General features: G+C 50.0%; 16 protein-coding genes. 7 read left to right on the top strand and 9 right to left on the bottom strand.

All coding sequences use genetic code 11. From position 1 onward, the window contains the following. Positions 1–88: 88 nt before the first annotated feature. The 5 genes from rimK to JKP77_RS20680 all read left to right on the top strand — a co-directional run bounded on the left by rimK (position 89) and on the right by JKP77_RS20680 (position 4,598). Complete coding sequence (gene rimK / locus JKP77_RS20700; RefSeq protein WP_218313075.1) at positions 89–994, top strand: 30S ribosomal protein S6--L-glutamate ligase; 906 nt, start codon at positions 89–91, stop codon at positions 992–994. After that, entirely contained in the window at positions 995–2,032 is a 1,038-nt protein-coding gene (locus tag JKP77_RS20695) for a succinylglutamate desuccinylase/aspartoacylase family protein (protein WP_338024904.1), read from the top strand. A 1-nt stretch (position 2,033) separates the two neighbouring features. Continuing rightward, positions 2,034–2,474, top strand: a complete 441-nt coding sequence (locus tag JKP77_RS20690; protein ID WP_218313074.1) for an ATP-dependent zinc protease family protein — start codon at positions 2,034–2,036, stop codon at positions 2,472–2,474. Positions 2,475–2,484: 10 nt separating this feature from the next. After that, the gene (locus tag JKP77_RS20685) at positions 2,485–3,420 is read left to right on the top strand and encodes an amino acid ABC transporter substrate-binding protein (RefSeq protein ID WP_218313073.1); all 936 of its coding nucleotides are present in this window, start codon (positions 2,485–2,487) and stop codon (positions 3,418–3,420) included. A gap of 236 nt (positions 3,421–3,656) precedes the next feature. Next, positions 3,657–4,598 carry a type 2 periplasmic-binding domain-containing protein gene (locus JKP77_RS20680; protein WP_218313072.1) on the top strand — a complete coding sequence of 314 codons (942 nt, stop codon included), beginning with the start codon at positions 3,657–3,659 and terminating at the stop codon, positions 4,596–4,598. A gap of 54 nt (positions 4,599–4,652) precedes the next feature. Here the strand turns inward: JKP77_RS20680 and JKP77_RS20675 are convergent, their stop codons facing one another. Together JKP77_RS20675 and acs are read right to left on the bottom strand one after the other, a co-directional pair. Then, entirely contained in the window at positions 4,653–5,306 is a 654-nt protein-coding gene (locus tag JKP77_RS20675; RefSeq protein WP_218313071.1) for a response regulator transcription factor, read from the bottom strand. A gap of 18 nt (positions 5,307–5,324) precedes the next feature. Beyond that, a complete protein-coding gene (gene acs / locus JKP77_RS20670) occupies positions 5,325–7,271 on the bottom strand; it encodes an acetate--CoA ligase (protein ID WP_218313070.1) in 1,947 nt (648 codons plus the stop codon). A 514-nt stretch (positions 7,272–7,785) separates the two neighbouring features. Here acs and JKP77_RS20665 point away from each other — a divergent pair. Both JKP77_RS20665 and JKP77_RS20660 read left to right on the top strand, forming a co-directional pair. Beyond that, positions 7,786–8,955, top strand: coding sequence for a DcaP family trimeric outer membrane transporter (locus JKP77_RS20665; RefSeq protein WP_218313069.1), 1,170 nt, complete (start codon positions 7,786–7,788; stop codon positions 8,953–8,955). 438 nt (positions 8,956–9,393) lie between these two features. Continuing rightward, the gene (locus tag JKP77_RS20660) at positions 9,394–11,382 is read left to right on the top strand and encodes an alpha-amylase (protein WP_218313068.1); all 1,989 of its coding nucleotides are present in this window, start codon (positions 9,394–9,396) and stop codon (positions 11,380–11,382) included. Positions 11,383–11,467: 85 nt separating this feature from the next. Here JKP77_RS20660 and JKP77_RS20655 read toward each other — a convergent pair whose 3' ends face one another. The 7 genes from JKP77_RS20655 to JKP77_RS20625 all read right to left on the bottom strand — a co-directional run. Next, positions 11,468–12,625 (bottom strand): Na/Pi symporter, encoded by a 1,158-nt coding sequence (locus tag JKP77_RS20655; protein ID WP_218313067.1) that lies wholly within the window; start codon positions 12,623–12,625, stop codon positions 11,468–11,470. Between the two features lie 120 nt (positions 12,626–12,745). Beyond that, a complete protein-coding gene (locus JKP77_RS20650) occupies positions 12,746–13,798 on the bottom strand; it encodes an aldo/keto reductase (RefSeq protein ID WP_218313083.1) in 1,053 nt (350 codons plus the stop codon). Positions 13,799–13,803: 5 nt separating this feature from the next. After that, complete coding sequence (locus JKP77_RS20645) at positions 13,804–14,895, bottom strand: chemotaxis protein (protein ID WP_218313066.1); 1,092 nt, start codon at positions 14,893–14,895, stop codon at positions 13,804–13,806. Positions 14,896–15,111: 216 nt separating this feature from the next. Then, positions 15,112–15,408, bottom strand: a complete 297-nt coding sequence (locus JKP77_RS20640) for a helix-turn-helix domain-containing protein (RefSeq protein ID WP_218313065.1) — start codon at positions 15,406–15,408, stop codon at positions 15,112–15,114. Further along, on the bottom strand, positions 15,408–15,812 hold the full coding sequence (locus JKP77_RS20635; RefSeq protein ID WP_218313064.1) for a hypothetical protein: 405 nt from the start codon (positions 15,810–15,812) through the stop codon (positions 15,408–15,410). Before JKP77_RS20635 ends, JKP77_RS20640 begins: the two co-directional genes overlap by 1 nt. Positions 15,813–16,163: 351 nt before the next feature. Continuing rightward, on the bottom strand, positions 16,164–18,317 hold the full coding sequence (locus JKP77_RS20630) for a response regulator (protein ID WP_218313063.1): 2,154 nt from the start codon (positions 18,315–18,317) through the stop codon (positions 16,164–16,166). Positions 18,318–18,553: 236 nt separating this feature from the next. Beyond that, positions 18,554–18,667 (bottom strand): EF-Tu C-terminal domain-related protein (locus tag JKP77_RS20625; protein WP_218313082.1); only part of this gene is annotated, 114 nt, incomplete at its 5' end.

Below are 18,667 nucleotides of genomic sequence, written 5' to 3'. Positions count from 1 at the left end.
TTAGTAACAGGACTATTGTTGTCATACTGCAATCATTGTGTTGCAGCGGCACTCACTTACTTTTGAAAGCAAGGACTTACTCCTCTCCATGCGAATTGCTATTTTATCCCGTAATCCCAAGTTGTACTCCACCCGTCGTTTGAAAGAAGCCGGCGAAGCACGTGGCCACACTGTTGATATTATCGATACCATGCACTGTTACATGGATATCACCAGTGCGCGACCGTCGGTGCGTTACGCCGGACGCAAGCTGCCTTATTACGATGCAGTTATCCCGCGTATCGGGGCGTCAGTCAGTTTTTATGGCACTTCGGTTGTCAGGCAGTTTGAAATGATGGGCACATATTCGGTGAATGAGTCTGTGGCGATAAGCCGCTCACGCGACAAACTCCGTTCCTTACAGTTATTGTCGCGCAAGGGTATCGGCATGCCACGAACTGGCTTCGCCCATCACCCGGACCGTATTGACGATTTGATCAAAAACGTTGGTGGCGCGCCGGTGGTGATTAAACTGCTGGAAGGCACTCAGGGTATCGGCGTTGTACTGGCTGAATCACAAAAGGCAGCAGAATCGATAATCGAAGCCTTTATGGGGTTAAACGCTTCTATTCTTGTGCAGGAATTTATTAAAGAAGCGGGCGGGTCGGATATTCGCTGTCTGGTAGTTGGCGGTAAAGTGGTTGCAGCAATGAAACGTCAGGCTGCGCCCGGCGAGTTTCGCTCAAACCTGCACCGCGGCGGTTCTGCCAGCCTGGTACGTCTGTCTCCGGCCGAGCGAAAAACGGCCATTGATGCGGCGAAAACTATGGGTCTGAATTGTTGCGGCGTAGATATACTGCGTTCTAATCATGGCCCGGTAGTGATGGAAGTCAACTCGTCACCGGGGCTGGAAGGCATTGAAGCCGCCACCAATAAAGATGTTGCCGGTATGATTATTGAGTTTATCGCCAAATCGGCGAAGCCAAACAATACCCGAACGAAAGGAAAAGGCTAAGTGAAAGGCTCTCCTATTACGATAGGCGGGCAAGATGTCTTGCCAGGTGAAACCAAAAAAATTGAACTGGAAATGCCCCCGCTGTACACAGCGACCAACATGAGTATTCCGGTTTTCGTGAAACGAGGAAAACGTGAAGGGCCGACCATGTTTGTCAGCGCTGCCATTCACGGAGACGAGCTTAACGGTATTGAAATCGTGAGCCGCCTCATTCGTTCCAAGTCAATTACGCGTTTGCGCGGGACATTGATTGCTGTGCCTATGGTAAATGTGTACGGGGTTCTGAACCAGTCGCGCTACCTGCCTGACCGGCGGGACCTGAATCGCAGCTTTCCCGGTAGTAAGAAGGGCTCTCTGGCTGGACGGCTGGCGAATCTGTTCTTCAAAGAAGTGGTGAGTAAGTGTGATGTGGGCATCGACCTGCATACCGGCGCTATTCATCGCAGCAACCTGCCACAAATCCGCGCCGATCTGGACGACGAAGACGTTCTGGAAATGGCTAAGGCATTTGGCGTACCGGTACTGCTTAATGCAGAGATCCGCGAAGGGTCGCTGCGTGAGGCAGCCAGCGAAGATGGTGTAAAAATACTGCTTTATGAAGCCGGACAGGCGCTTCGCTATGACGAATTTTCAATTCGGGCTGGGGTTCGCGGGATCATCAATACGATGCGACACTTAGGCATGCTGAATAAGCGCCAGAGCAAAGGGCATGATATCAACCGCTTTATTGCCAGACAAAGTGGCTGGGTTCGCGCGCCGGAAAGTGGTTTCGTTACTCACCTCGCTCAACTGGGCGATCATGTGAGTAAGGGCGATCGGCTTGCTTCGGTTGCCGACCCCTATGGCAACGTAGTTTCAACCATTTTAAGCCCGGCTGATGGCGTCATTATTGGCAAGCAGAACATTCCACTGACTCAGGAAGGCGAAGCGATTTATCACATTGCTTACTTTAAAGAGCCTGACACCGTGGCAGAACACGTAGAATTATTGCAGGACAATCTGATCCTCGGCGATCAGACTGTGATTGAGGAAGAATAGCATGAGCACTGGTAGCAAAAAGCTGGTAGGCGCGATTGAATTTTGCGATCTGCCTGAACTGGAAATCTCGCAACTTAACGTTCGCGTGGACACTGGCGCAGCCACATCTTCACTCCATGTGGACAACATAGAAGAGTTTGAGAAATCTAATGAAACCTGGATCCGCTTTGATATTCACCCGGATATACACAATGTAGAAAGAGTCGTGCGACGGGAAGCTCCCGTCGTGGGTAAAAAGCAGGTGAAAAGCTCTACTGCGACGCGGGAAAAACGCTATGTTATCGATACGCCTATCATCATGGATGATATGCGCTGGACCATTCAGTTAACGCTCACAGACAGATCAGAGATGACCTATCTTATGTTACTGGGTCGTGAGGCGATGAACGGCCGTCTGATTGTCGATCCTGAGTTTGAATATCTGTTAACTGGGAAAGATTAACGGAATCAGTATGCAGAAGGTAAGACTGCCAAGAGGCGCGATGATTATAGCTATGCTGATGAGTCTGTTTGTCAGCGTCGTAGCTGTCGCGCAAGAAACCACTGCTAAGAACACTCAAAAAAACAGTGAAGAGGACGATCAGGTGACTTACCGGGTCATCCGGATCCCGCAGGTATTCGGCGGCACAGATCCTCTTTACAACTATGTCAAAACACTTCTGCAAATGGCCCTCGATACCAATGCTGACCAGTACGGTAAGGTAAAATTGCTACCCAATGACCGGGGAACGGTACAGGAGCGTCAGCTTCGAAACCTGGATAACCGCCTTCTGGATGTTACCTGGAGCGTGACCACCGCCGAGCGGGAAAATCTGCACAAAGCGGTTCGTATTCCCCTCACGGCAGGACTGTTCGGAAAGCGACTGCTGCTGATCCGCCAGGGTGATCCCCGCTTTTCAGCACCGGTGCCGTTAGCTACGTTAAAGCAGTATCGTGCTGTTCAGGGGCAGGATTGGCCCGATACGCGCTTGTATCGCTATCACGGCTTTTCTGTGCTTGAATCTACTTACCAGGCGTCATTCAAAGTACTGGCAGAAGGATTCGCTGATTACTACCCTCGAGGCATACTTGAAGTGGATTACGAACTTGAGTATGCGAAAGACTATGCTATCGCGCTGGAGGAAAATCTGTTGATCAGCTACCCGAGCGCGATGTTTTTCTTTGTCAGCAGGGAGAATCACCCGCTGGCCAACCGCATTGAAGAAGGCTTAGTCAGTCTTCTGCAAAGCGGTGACTTTCAGGCATTACTTGAGGCACAGCCTTTTTATCAATCCAGTTCAGCTCATGCAAAAGGACGCCAGGTTCTTGAACTCAGCAATCCGATGTTGAGCAATGAATCCCGCCAGGCCCTGGAAGACTACCTTCCCTATTTTAGTATCACGAAGTAAATACGCGCCCCCAAAGCAAACCTGGCTTACCGTTTAAGCCACTGATTTACTCTAATCGCAGTCACATCCACGCCTTAGTGTTTACGCCAGCTGATACAAAGCGGTATCGCGGCATGACGATGTCAGCGTCTGTTATATTCGCGAAGTAACTGGTCATGGTCTACCTTTTAACGCAATGGAGCCTGTTAATAACGGACTAGTCAATGAGGCGAACATCTATGCTGTGTAAGATGAGAATGTCACAAACACATATTACGTTTTTGATGCTTTTTATTCTCGTGTCTCCCGTTGCGGTTCTCGCCGACGAAGACAGCCGACCTCCCGTGCAAAAATTTTCCATTCCCAACCAGGTAGACACAACATATGGGATCCACAATTACATCGTGGAGGTGCTGACACGCGCACTCTCGCTTACAGAACAAGAGTATGGTCCATTTTTACTTGTTGGCGAACAGGAGGCAGCAGTGCAGTCCCGCCAATTACGTAACCTTGAAAAGGGAGTCACTGACATCGTCTGGATGATTAGCGACAGAGACAGAGAGCATCAGTCTCGTGCTATCCCTATACCAATAATTGGCGGCTTTTACGGATACCGGGTGTTGCTGGTCAGAGAGCGTGATAACCGTTTTCTGCATTCGCAAAAGCTGGTCGAACTGCGTCAGCTTCTCTATGCACAGGGCGCTGACTGGCCGGATACGCGGATCCTGATGAAAAACGACTTTAACGTAGAAAAGGTTACTTACAAGGCAGGCTTTCGCATGCTCCAGAGAGGGTTTGTTGATGCTTACCCCAGAGCTGTGCATGAGGCCCTGTTTGAACTCACTCAACCCATTGCTGATGGCCTGACCATTGAGCCCTACACGTTAATAGGGTACCCAAACCCGCTGTTCTTTTATGTGGCATCGTGGAATACCAAACTGGCCGACAGACTGGAAAGTGGACTTAAAATAATGGTGAGAAATGGGGAGTTACAATCGCTTCTGGAATCACAGGCTTTTTACCAGACGGCTTATGACGTTCTGGCCGGGCGAACTATCTACGAATTGCACAACCCGATCCTTAGCGATACCGCCAGAGTCGCTGTGGAAAAATATCTCGATTTTGATGACGTATTGGAGTATGTAAGCGACTCAACAGCAAAGAAAACGCCCCCGCAGCGCTTTCAGGCAAAGCAGTAGAGTGAGTGGATACGCTTCTCCGTGTGATATAAAAACCAGCAGGGTAAACAGGCGCTAGCCATGTGCACTGGCTGGCGGCTCTAATTCCAGTTGCGAGGCAATTAGTACCGCCTGAGTACGGTTATTAATGCCTAACTTTTTAAAAATTGCTGTCACGTGGGCTTTCACCGTTGCCTCAGCAATATCCAGATTATAGCCAATTTGTTTGTTTAGCAGCCCGTCGCGCATAAAGCACAACACTTTATACTGCGATGGCGTAAGTGAAGACACTTTGTCAGCCAGTTCAGAGAAAGCTTCATCAATCTCTTCAATGTCTTCGCTGACCGAGGCCGGTACCCAGATATCACCATCCAGTATCGCTTTGACGGCATTGGCAATATCGCCCGAGCTGGCAGTTTTAGGAATAAAGCCCAACGCGCCAACACCGACGATTTTAGAAATAATGGTGGGATCTTCAGTACCTGACACCACCGCTACCGGCAAGTCAGGGTAGAGTTTACGAATATGCAGCAAGCCGAACAGATCGTTGCTGCCCGGCATGTGCAGGTCCAGTAATAGCAAGTCGATATCCTCGTTTTCAAGAATATCGACTGTGGTACTCAGATCGCCTGCTTCGCGAAGCAGGAGATCCGGAAACGTCAATGATAACGCTCCCCTTAGTGCATCCCTGTAAAGTGGGTGATCGTCAGCAATCAGCAAGGTTATCATTGTTCGTTATTATTCCGTTTACTTGTTCAACCGCTCCTCAATCAGTGTATCAACAACTGACGGGTCCGCCAATGTTGAGGTGTCACCTAACTGATCATGTTCATTCGCAGCAATCTTACGCAGAATGCGGCGCATGATTTTGCCTGAGCGGGTTTTTGGCAGTCCGCCTGACCACTGGATCATGTCCGGGGTAGCAATGGGGCTGAGTTCGGTCCGTACCCAGGCTCGCAGCTCTTTGGTAAGCTCCTCATCCGGAGTGATGCCCTCATTAGGAGTGACATAGACATAAATCCCCTGCCCTTTGATGTCATGGGGATACCCGACTACCGCAGCCTCTGCCACTTTTGGATGCGCCACCAGCGCGCTTTCAATCTCTGCCGTTCCAAGACGGTGACCCGATACATTTAGCACGTCATCCACGCGGCCGGTGATCCAGTAGTAACCGTCTTCGTCGCGACGGGCACCATCACCGGTAAAGTACACGCCTTTATAGGCGCTGAAGTAGGTATTGATGAAGCGTTCATGATCGCCATAAACTGTGCGGGCCTGACTTGGCCAGCTGTCTTTGATTACCAGATTGCCTTCGGCCGCGCCTTCCAGCTCTTTGCCGTCAGCATCGAACAATGCCGGCTGAATACCAAAAAACGGACGCGTTGCAGAACCCGGCTTCAGCGGCGTAGCACCGGGCATTGGCGTAATCATCATGCCGCCGGTTTCCGTCTGCCACCAGGTATCCATAATCGGACAGCGGCCTTCGCCCAACACGCGGTGGTACCACTCCCAGGCTTCAGGGTTGATGGGCTCGCCAACAGAACCTAACAGACGCAAGCTGGATAAATCACATCCCTCTGCCGGTGCATCACCATGTGCCATCAGCGCACGAATCGCAGTCGGGGCCGTATACAGGCTGTTCACTTTATATTTTTCAACTACCTGGGCGATACGTCTTACATCCGGGTACGTCGGTACCCCTTCAAAGAAGACCTGTGACGCACCGTTGATTAACGGTCCGTATACCATGTAACTGTGGCCGGTGATCCAGCCAACATCGGCGGTACACCAGTAAACATCATCGTCGCGGTAATCAAACGCGTATTTAAATGTCATGGCGGTATAGAGCAGATAGCCACCGGTAGTATGCACCACGCCTTTCGGCGTGCCAGTAGAACCGGAGGTATACAGAATAAACAGCGGATCTTCTGCATTCATTACCTCGGGCTCGCACTGAGCAGAACAGTCTTCCACCAGCTCATCCCACCACACATCAACGTCACTGTTCCAGGCGACGTCGCCTCCGGTAAGCTTATAAACCAGAGAACTGGTGATGGATGGACATGCACCGTTCGACAGCGCCTTGTCTACGTTCGCTTTTAGCGGCACGCTGCGACCAGCTCGACGGCCTTCGTCACAGGTGATGATCACTTTCGCTGAACTGTCGTTGATACGATCAGCAATCGCATTCGGTGAGAAGCCACCAAAGATAACCGAATGCACAGCTCCAATACGGGCACAGGCAAGCATCGCATAAGCAGCCTGAGGTACCATTGGCATATACACTGCTACACGATCGCCTTTTTTAACACCCAGCTTTTTCAGACCATTCGCCAGCTTACATACTTCGTAATGCAGTTGCTGATACGTGATGGTTTCATCATTCTCCGGTGAATCGCCTTCCCAGTAAATTGCTGTCTTTTTTGCATTTTCCGCCAGGTGGCGATCAATACAGTTGTAACTGGCATTGATTTCACCATCTTCGAACCACTTAATTGAGACATCATTATTGCCAAAATGCGTATTTTTGATTTTGGTTGGCGCCGTGTACCAATCCAGCGTTCCGGCATACTCACCCCAGAAACCTTCCGGATCTGACACTGACTGCTGGTACATGGATTCATACTGCTCGGCCGTGAGGTGGGTGTTTTTCTTAATTGCATCTGGTACTGGATACGTCTTACTGGCAGTCATAATTAATGCCTCCGCTTTCGAATTCTTAAAATGTAATCCTGATGGTAAACCAATGTAGTCTTTCCTCAATAAAGCAAAATGAGACTTTGGTCTTAACGAAACGCCTGCACTGCACATTAATGAATGCAACGCGCTCAGGGTTTTCGCTGCATAGCGAATAGCTCATCCGATACGTGCATGTCATGTCTTTATCTGTCCTGGCTAAAAACCGGTTCACTCTCACAGTTAATTATGAGGTAATCCCCGCCCGATAATTACGCCCTGACTCACTATGCTGCACGCCACCTTGCCGGCACGTCGATGGTTGGCATCTGTCGCCACCGTTTTACGTTAGGCGTGAGCCGGTCACCGAAATTAAAGCGCTGCAGCGTTGTCTATCCGGCAGTCAGATTGCTAAGACTTTCGTCTTATAGACCATCCGCTTATTTGCAATTCCTAGTTTGTCAGCCAAATTATCGTTTGTTAACTGCGAATTTACACTTTCTTAACCTGAAACACTGGGACGGACAATATTATGAGAAACACCATTAAAAAAACCACACTCGCGGTATCACTTGGTTTAGCCGGCCTCGTCGGCACATCAGTTGCGAACGCCGACGTTTTAGAAGACACAAGCGTTCAGTTTTCCGGCTACATCAAAGCCGATGCGATGTTCAGCAATTACTCAGAGGGTACGCTGGGTTCGGGCAGTATTGGCCGCGATTTTTACATTCCCTCTTTAACCCCGGTTTCAGGCAACGATGAAGGTTCGCAGTTCGACGCTCACATTCGCCAGTCCCGCTTCCGTTTTACCACCAACACGCCTACAGAAGATGGCGACACGATCACCGGCGTACTGGAACTTGATTTCATCGTTACCGGCGGCGGCGATGAACGGATCAGTAACTCCTATACACCACGTGTACGCCATGCCTTCCTGAAATATAAGAACTGGCTTGTCGGTCAAACCTGGACCACATTTATGGATGTAGCCACGTTGCCAGAGTCGCTGGACTTCATCGGTGTTACCGATGGCACTATCTTTGGTCGTCAAACCATGGTGCGTTATTCAAATAACGGGTTTGAAATTGCGCTGGAAAATCCGGAAACGACGGTGACCCCCTTTGGTGGTGGCGGTCGGATTGTAGCCGATGACAATGCTGTGCCTGATCTGATTGCTGCTTACACCGCAAAGCGTGACTGGGGTCATTTTAAAGTTGCCGGTCTGGTGCGTCAGTTATCTTATGATGACGGTGCGGGTGTAGACGCCGATGAAACCGGCTACGGCATTTCCGTATCAGGAAAGATTAATCTGGATAACGGTGACGATATTCGACTGTTATTTAACACCGGCTCAGGTATTGGCCGCTACACTGCGCTGAATGCACACAATGGTGCCGTTATTGATGCCAATGGTGATCTGGAAGCAATTGACTCCTACGGATATACCCTGGCATACCGTCATGTGTGGAACCCAAAAACCCGCAGCAACTTTATGTTCTCAGCACTGGAGGTTGATAACGATACCGCATTAACCGGTGTAGGCGTAACACAAAGCACATACAGTGCCCGCGCAAACGTACTGTACTCACCTACTAAGGCACTTACCTTCGGCGCGGAATATGCGTTTGCACACCGCGAAACCGAAGCGGATCTGGAAGGCGATATGAACCGTGTCCAGTTCTCAGCCAAATACGCTTTCTAAAAATAGAATCAACACCTCGAGGCCACCTTCTGGTGGCCTTTCTCTTTTCCGCTTTTCTTACGCTGAGCAGCCGTAAATATTTTTTTCTTTCCTGAGGCAGTATTAGAACATCCTGAAACGGTGAGTTTTTGCATCTGAGAAACCTCTACTCAGGCTTTGCCACACGGGCTATCCAGCGCTTCCGCTATTTATTTTTTCATCAGCGCAATACAACCTTGTCAGGGCTAGTTTCCATTGCCAGTTCAACATTAATGCATACGTATTCACATTGTTTACAATTTATTCACATTCTACGGTGTGTTCTGTGGTTAAGCATTCGCAGAAGTGACAACCCCACAATTACCTGATGATTATCTGCCCGGCGTGACAGGAAACGGAGTCCTGCGTCATCCGCAGGTTGTCTTCTTGATACGTTATGACAATACGGGACACCCAATTATGAAACCATCCATACTGACTGGCGCAGTATTTGTCGCCGGAATGCTGATTAGCGCTCCTGGCGTTGCCGCCCCCACCACATTTGTTCACCTGTTTGAGTGGAACTGGCAGGACATCGCGACTGAATGCGAAACTTACCTGGGCCCAAACGGCTTCGCAGCGGTTCAGGTATCTCCGCCAAACGAGCACATCGATGTGTCCGAATGGTGGGCGCGCTATCAGCCGGTAAGCTATATCCTGGAAAGCCGTGGCGGCTCGCGCAGTGAATTTATCGACATGGTTGAACGATGTGATGCCGTGGGCGTAGATATCTACGTTGATGCCATTATCAACCATATGGCGGCAGGCAGTGGCACAGGTACCGCGGGCAATACCTTTGGCAATAAATCTTACCCCATGTATTCACCGCAGGACTTCCATACCACCTGCGCCATTTCGGATTATGGCGATCGCTGGCAGGTACAAAACTGCGAACTGGTTGGTCTTGCCGATCTCAACACGGCGGATAATTACGTACAGTCGACACTGGCCGCCTATATGAACGATCTTATCAATATTGGCGTCGCGGGCTTCAGGTTAGATGCTTCCAAGCACATGGCGGCCTCAGACATTGATGGCGTACTGCAGAGACTGAACGGAAACCCACTCATCTTTCAGGAAGTGATTGACCAGGGTGGTGAAGCCGTCGGAGCGTCTGAGTATTTTGGTAATGGTCTGGTTACGGAATTCAAGTACTCAGTCGAGATTGGTAACACATTCCGAAATGGTTCGCTGTCGTGGCTTAGCAATTTTGGCGAAGCATGGGGCTTTATGCCAAGTTATCAGGCTGTGGTCTTCGTTGACAATCACGACAATCAACGCGGCCATGGCGGTGGCGGCAATGTCATTACTTTTGAGGATGGCAGACTTTACGACCTGGCAAATGTGTTTATGCTGGCCTGGCCCTATGGCTACCCTAAAGTGATGTCCAGCTATGACTTTCACGGTGATACTGACGCAGGCCCGCCTGCGGTCCCGGTTCACATCAACGGCGATCTGGAGTGTTTCGGAAGCAACTGGAAGTGCGAACATCGCTGGAGCTACATAGAGGGAGGTGTCGACTTCAGGAACAATACCGCTGATAACTTCACGGTGACAGACTGGTGGAGCAATGGCGGCAATCAAATTGCATTTGGCCGGGGGGATAGCGGTTTTGTTGCTATCAACAAAGAATCTTATGCACTAAACACCACGCTGCAAACGTCTATGGCGCCGGGACAGTATTGCGACGTATTAAGCGGTGAACTGAATGCAGCTGGCGATGGCTGCTCAGGCAACACGCTTACGGTAGACAGCAACGGTGCAGTGACTGTTGCCGTGCCATCCTGGGAAGCAGTTGCTATTCACAAGAACGCGCGGATAACCACAACGCCAACCTCTGCCGACTGGCAACGCACCATAATTTTTATTGAAGCCCAGACCGCCAGTGGTCAGGATATGTTTGTAAGAGGCGGCATTGATCACGATTACGCAGCTGCCAACCTTGGCCGCAACTGCACCAGCACAAACTACGCCTGCGCCATCCCGGTTGTTCACAACAATATGCGTAACGCGACCACAGCGCCCTGGAAAGCAAACGATAACTATCTGGATTGGTATGGCATCGAAGCGTCGCAAAGCGCTGAGGCAGAAGGGAGTGCACTTGACTGGACCACGGATACCTGGCCAGCCAGTTGGGGCGCGTTAAAAACGGTCGCAAACGACGGCTACGGCGAAACGCCCTATAATACCTGGGGCTCGCATTACTGGATGCTGGATGTCCAGATGGATTGCAGCAAAACCGTCAATGGCTGGTTCGAGCTCAAAGCCTTCGTCAAGAACGGGCAAGGCTGGGAAGGCAATATCGCGCAAAGCGCCACGCCATATCCATCAGATAACCATATGGCACAATGCGGGAAAAAGAATATGTTCCGTTTTGGTCAAAGCAGCGCTGAAATTACGGCCCTGTAGACTTACAGACGGGTATATCGACAGTTATGCCCGTCTTGCGCTTATGAAAAGCCGGGCCTCAGATGGCAAGCAGGCCCGCTTCAATTTACCAGGTCGATACCATAATGACACCTAGCGGTAGCGCGAAAAACAGCCCGCCAACATAAGCGGCACCGTAAAATTTTCTGCGCGCGGTGATCACAGATAACCCGTAAGACAGATTTAACGGGATATTGCGCAGAAAGGGTATACCGTAAATCACCATAACTCCCATCACATTATACAGCAGGTGAACCAGCGCAATTTGCAATGCGAACCCACTGTTCATTCCGGTCACCCCCAGCGCCGCAATAAGGGCTGTGATACAGGTGCCGATGTTAGCGCCCAGCGTGAAAGGATAGATATCCCGCGCTGACAAAATGCCACTGCCCACTAAGGGTACCATCAGTGATGTTGTGGTAGAGGAAGACTGCACTAATACCGTGACAGCTGTGCCCGAGGCAATACCTGAAAGCGGCCCTTTGCCAATACTTTTGTGCAGGATTTCTTTGGCTTTACCCACCATCAGGCGCTTCATTATTCGCCCCAGCCAGGTAATAGAAAGCATGATCAGTGAAATACCCAACAAAATGGCCACAAGGCCGGGATAGATCCCGGGTAAAAATGACAATATCCCCATCACGCCGTCTGTCAGTGGCTGTGTCATCGCTTTGATTGGATTAACACCGCTTCCTGTGAGTGCTTCTCCTGTGTGCAGGACATCAACGATAAACCCGCTCATCTTTTCCAGTAAACCAAAGGCCATTTCCAGTGGCAAAAAGATAATGACACTTAGCACATTGAAAAAATCATGGATTGTGGCCGCATTAAACGCGCGCTGAAATTCGTCCTTGCGGGCAATGTGGCCCAGACTCACGAGCGTATTAGTAATACTGGTACCAATATTCGCCCCCATCATCATCGGGATGGCGATGGTAATAGGAAGGCCGCCAGCCACCATACCAACGATGATTGACGTGACAGTACTGGATGACTGGATAAGCGCAGTCGCCACCATTCCAATAATCAGGCCAAGCACCGGATTGGACGCAAACGCAAAGAGCTCTCTGGCGTGATCGCCTGCGGCCAGTTTGAACCCTGAGCCAATGATGCTTACCGCCAGTAGCATCAAATACACCATCGCCGCCAGAAACACCCACTGAACCGCACGGGGACTCGATGGCAGGAGCTCAGTGACTTTTGCGTTATCTGAAGACACTGTCATAGGATTTCCTTAAGAACGGTACCGGTAAATCCTATGACAGCTATGTGACAGGCTAATGACGGCATACTTAAAGCCGTCTCAAGGTTAGGAAGAAAATAGCCTCTAGTGTTGATTCACGGATCAGAACCCAACAGGATAGCGACGCATCACCGTATCCACTTGCCGCAATATAGCCTCGTCCAGCGGCATGGAGAACGCCGCTACGTTTTCTTTTAGCTGCGCCATGGTAGTGGCACCAATGATAGTCGAGGTGACTCCCGGCACCTGCTGACACCACGCAAGCGCAAGCTGGGCGGGTGTTAGCTTCGCACGTTGCGCCACTTCCATATACTGGCGGGTGGCTTCCTGCGCGGGATCTTTATCCCTGAACAGCCCCTGACGCTGCACATAAGTCCAGCGCGACCCTTTTGGCCGGGCACCATCGAGATACTTGCCACTCAACATGCCTGTGGCCAGTGGCGACCAGGGCAGATAAGCGATGTCTTCCAGCGCGCACATTTCAATTAAATACGGCCAGTCTTTGGTATGTAACAGGCTAAATTCATTTTGTATTGAAACCGGCTTTGGAATATCCATGTCCTGGCACAAGCGAAGGAAGGTGTGAATTCCCCATGGCGTATCATCGGATAGCCCCCAATGACGGATCTTTCCATCTACAATAGCCTGGTTTATTCCTTTGAGAATGTCTCGCATGCCGTCGACTTCACGCTCGCGGCTAATTTTGGAAGGGTCCGTTTTCCCCGGCCAGTGCTTGCCAAAGTGAGGCGTTGGCCGGTTAGGCCAGTGCAGCTGATAGACATCGATAACATCGGTATGGAGGCGCTTCAGCGACGCGTCCAGTGCGTGGGTCAGTGAAGCTGCTGAAATCTCACTCCCATCACGAATGTAGCTGAATCCACTGCCGGCGACTTTTGTCATCAGCACCATGTCCTGACGCTTTTCCGGGAACCGGCGTAAATAGTCGCCAATACACCGCTCGGTGTCACCATAGGTTTGCTCGTTTGGTGGTACCGGATACATTTCCGCGGTATCAATAAAATTAATACCGGCATTCAGCGCGTAATCGAGCTGCTCATCGGCATCTGCCTGTGTATTTTGAATGCCCCAGGTCATGGTACCCAGGCAAATATCTGAAACGTTAAGGTCGCTGCTTCCAAGAGTGTGGTAACGCATAGGCATTAAATCGCTTTTCCTGTATGTCGCTCTGGCAGGTTTTCCCGGGCGCTGGCCAGCTCAGCTTCTGCGTTTGCCAGTTTATGTTCGATGTCCCGTCTGGACTCGACCATCTCATTTGCCAGTTCTGCCAGTGACTTAAATTCTGCAAACCCCAATTGTCGGGGATCCATTTTCTGATACTGTCGCTTACAGCGATAAAAGAACATCACAAAGTTAGCAAATGCGCGATGAAATGTCGCAAAACTCTTGACCAAAATAAGCAGCAGCGCGACGGACGCCAGTCCGGCAATAGTCAGACTGTACAACTTTACCTGCTGCTGTTGTTTTTCGAGTATCGGCTGCAGCGCCTGGTCGATGCGTTGCAACAGCGCTTCCACATGATGAGCCTGCCTGCGAAACTGCCCGCGAAGTCCGTCATTATGCGTTACCCCGAGTGTATGATAGGCATCGGCAAGACGAGTAAATGTGCCCCGGTATTCTTGCAGCATCATGACTGCCGCAGTATCGGGCTCCAGGCGATCTGCAAGTTTGGACAACGTTTGTTCAGCTTTTTCCCGATAAAAGCTGTCACGAGATAACTGATAGTTTCTAACGGCCAGCCGGGCTTCATCAAACTGCGTACGTATGACTGAACCATAGCCGAAGTCGGGCTGCCTTAGCAGTTTCTGCTCGGTGTTGGAAAGTGAATAAAGCTCTCCCTGTGCTGGCGATAAGCCAATCTGTGTTTGCAGGCTCACTACCTGTTGAAATAATTGCTGATATTGGTACAGCCCCTTTGCAAGCTGAGTCGCCTGCTCTTGCGGAAGGTCGTGCGTGGCAAATAAAGGCGCTATGGTCTGAAGCCGGCCGTTCAGTGTGTCTGCCCGCTCACTGAAACGTTCAAAGTAGCGGGGATTATGCCGTAACAGAAAATCTTTCTCATGACGGCGCATTTGTAGTAAATCCTGCCCCATTCTGAGCAACTGGCTTTGTTGCTGTTGCAGTCGGTATTGCTGTTCAGAAAAATAGTGCTGACTCCCCACCAATAACCCCATGCCCAGCACGCAGACACAAGTCATCAGAGCAAGCCGCGATTTAATCGAGTCAAAACGCATAACCGGAACACTCAATAGCAAATCAGAAAGGCAGGCTACCGCAGTAATATGACTTTAATGTTGCAGTAGATCCACAGCTATAACCACAGAGGCCGTGCTGTTATAAAGTCGCGTAGTGATAGCGTATTGGAGGTCATTCACGCCGGAGGACAGAAGTGCCGGTTTGATGTCATGCGGTGACAGCAGGCCGGCATCAGAAAAAATCCTGTGACCGGGTTATAAGAAAATGGCCCCGAGTGTTAGCCCCATCAGGAACGTCGCGCTGCCTAGCATAATAAGGTGCGTGACAGAAACACTGCTGTGTGCACGTGTAACGCCTCCATCGGCGAGCAAGGATATATACTCAACCGAAAACGCCACAGCCAGAGACTGCGTGGTTTCCATCGACGCAATACCGGTTTTCTCGGCGCGCTGCACAGTACGTACAGAGATATCGCAAAGTGCGGCAACGTGCTCCTGCGTCCATCCTCGCTGCTGTCGCTGCTGCTTGATCATATCGGCGTTCAACAGCATCAGGCACCTCCGAAAAACGACGCTGCCAGGTAACCCACAGCGAGTCCGCCCAGTCCGGAGCCAATAATGATTGCCGTTAGCTCACGCGCATTGACGCCATCAGATAACGGCTCGCTCACCTCATAAATCACCTGATCGCCGTGCCGGACTTCTAAAAACACATCCCGCAGTTTATTGCGGCTGCCGAACGTCAGCGCGAGGGTATCGCCTTCGACGACAATGTCATGGGTTGACGACATGGCAAAGCCGTTTTGATTAACTACCAGTTCATCGTCTATCCACACTTTTTCTTTGAAAGACCAGCTGGCGTTATGAACGACAATCTGGTGCCCTTTATACATAAAAGGCATGAAAAGACCGTCACGGAAGGAAAAGGTAACCGGATTGTTGTGTTGTGTAGTCATGTAAAACTCCATGTGTGTGATTTGGCTCTACGATGACCGCTCACACACCTTTACACCATGTCAGAGATACGACTGTCAGCCTTATGACAGGACGTGTCATGTTACTGTCAGGCTCTGTCCTGCCTGCCTTGCGCTATTGTAAGTGACTTTATGTAAAACGACACCCCTGCAAGAAATATGGAGGTGTTCAATACCCGCTGTCAGTGCTTATGACCCTGAAACGTTGCGCTAAACGAAGGAAGTCACAAACAAGATTCGGCTGTCGCTAAATGACGATAGCTTGGTTTGTGTCTGTACTGCTATCTGTCGGTGATTGATGATAGCTTTGTTTGCGTCATTCCTAGAGCCTGTTTATCTTTGTTCAGTATTTATGTTGGTGACTCTGGCGATAAGCCCGAAAAGTTTTGCTTTCTCAACGGGCTTAGACAAAAACTCATTCATCCCCGCGTCAAGACATTTTGCTCTGTCTTCTGCAAATGCATTCGCTGTGAGCGCAATGATAGGTGTGGTTATGTTCATCATCCTTATCTGCCGGGTGGCTTCGATACCATCGACATTCGGCATCTGTAAATCCATCAGCAGACAGTCGAATGCCGACAAACTGCAAGCATCCACAGCTTTCTGACCATCGGATGCCAGGGTGACATCTATCCCTTCGCTTTCCAGCATAGACTTCACCACCTCCGCATTTATCTCATTGTCTTCGGCCACTAAAATGCGCAGAGAGGATAGGGTTTGCAATTCAGGTGGGTTATCCGATGAGGATAGTAATTTGCCCTGAATTTGCAGGATATCGTTTTCCAACGCATCGCGCTGCAGTGGCTTTGCATGTGTGCGCCACAATAACTCACGTATTTCAGGCTCTGCCTCAAGATGTTCGAGAACGGCAGAAACCAGAATAATGTATGGAAGCCGTTCCTCATACGTCGCCTTCAGCTTACGAATTGCCTCGATGCCATCCATTTCCGGCATTGAGAGATCCATCAAAATCACGTCTACATGAGAGATGTCAGTCGATAATAACGCGGCTGCAGAATCGAAGGTCACATAGCTGGCGCCAAGACCATCCAGAATATGCGCAAGATATTCCCGGCTGGTCTCCAGATCATCGACGATAGCGCAGGATAACGTAACCTGAGGAAGAAACGATTTTGGCTCAGCAGCGCTTATCGTGACAGGCAAGCTGAAAATAAACTCACTTCCCTTCCCGCTTTCTGAGGTTACTGAGAGTGTTCCCTCCATCAAATCTGTCAGCTGTTTAGCGACGCTTAACCCCAGTCCGGTACCACCGTACAAACGCGTGGTAGACTGATCGGCTTGCTCAAACTTATTAAATATTCGTTCCAGTTTCTCAGTGCTGATACCAATACCAGTATCAACCACGCGACAGCTAAGCCAGTGGCGTCTGTCTTTCACTTTAAGTGCAACAAATAAGGACACACTTCCTGTTTCTGTGAATTTAGCGGCATTGCTCAGAAGGTTATGTAACACCTGTGCGATCCGCGTTTGATCGCCTACGATATTCACCGGAAGCGGTGTGTCTTTATGGAAATGAAATGCCAGTCCCTTGCGCGTACAGGAGATTGCCTGTAGCGATACCACCTCATCAAGCAACTGATAAAGGTTGAATGTCGTATTGGAAATGGTCAGCTTGCCTGCCTCTATTTTTGACAGATCCAATATGTCATTTATCAGCACCAGTAACTGCCGTCCTGAGCTTTTTGCTTTATTCAGATACGCCTTGCTCTTATCCGGATTATCTAACGCCAGCTCTATCATTCCAAACAGACCATTCATCGGCGTGCGCAGCTCATGACTCATACTCGCCAGAAACTCGGACTTCGCCAGATTAGCGCTTTCTGCTTTTTGCTCGGCCTCCTTAGCAAGAGTGATAGATGCCTGCATCTTCTGAAGTGAGCGTGAGATTGCTCTTTCCATAGGTCGGAAAATAATGAACCACTCGACTACCAGTAACATCAGGGTAGTTCCCCACAACACAGCTTCAATCAGCGTGACGGCGCGAACACGGGCGCTGGCCTCTTGCTCATATAAAGTCACAACGTCATTGAGCGACACCAGCAATGCGTTAGTATTTTGCGACTGAAATTGTTTCGGGACATCACCGCAGGAGCGTGAATTGGTAAAGGCATTGCTGGACTCAATAAAGCGCTCCACACGTGCATCTAACGCATCGCGTCCGTAGTATTTAGCCGTGATCGGGGAGGCATCGGAGATGAGCGATGTCAAAAATCGATGGTTATCTGCAAACTGTTGAGTTGCTATTTTCAGCGCTTCGTATTCACCCGCTAACTCTCCTTCACACGCAGACAGGCGATTAACCGCCAGTGCGATACGCTGTGACAGCATGCGTTGCTGGCCGGCCCGGTTAATAACCTCAGCGTCGGCCTTCTGTTCCTGGAAAAGCGACTGCAGCATCAGCGCAGACACCGAAACCATGATGGCAATAAGCAATAACGCCAGCGTGTAGCGCAATCTGACGGACATACACTCTCTTCATTTGCTTAGCAGATATTGCCTTAACTGTACCGTATTCTGAGTAAAACGCACGAAGTGACCATCGCTCCTCGTTCAAAAGCCGTGACTATGTTGATGTAAAAACAGATAAAACTGCTTTGACTGCCTGGTTAATGAGAAAGGTGCGCTGATTGGAGAATAGAAACAAAAAAGGCCGCTTTCGCGACCTTTTTTTAAGATGACAGTGTGTCTTCTATATTATCGAATTACTCGATGATTTTAGAAACAACACCTGCACCTACTGTACGACCACCTTCACGGATTGCGAAGCGCAGACCTTCTTCCATCGCGATTGGAGCAATCAGCTCAACTACGAATTT

Origin of the sequence: Alteromonas antoniana, from assembly GCF_019249295.1 — a bacterium.
GTDB classification, from domain to species: Bacteria; Pseudomonadota; Gammaproteobacteria; order Enterobacterales; family Alteromonadaceae; genus Alteromonas; species Alteromonas antoniana.
This window is presented reverse-complemented; position numbering and strand designations above follow the sequence as displayed.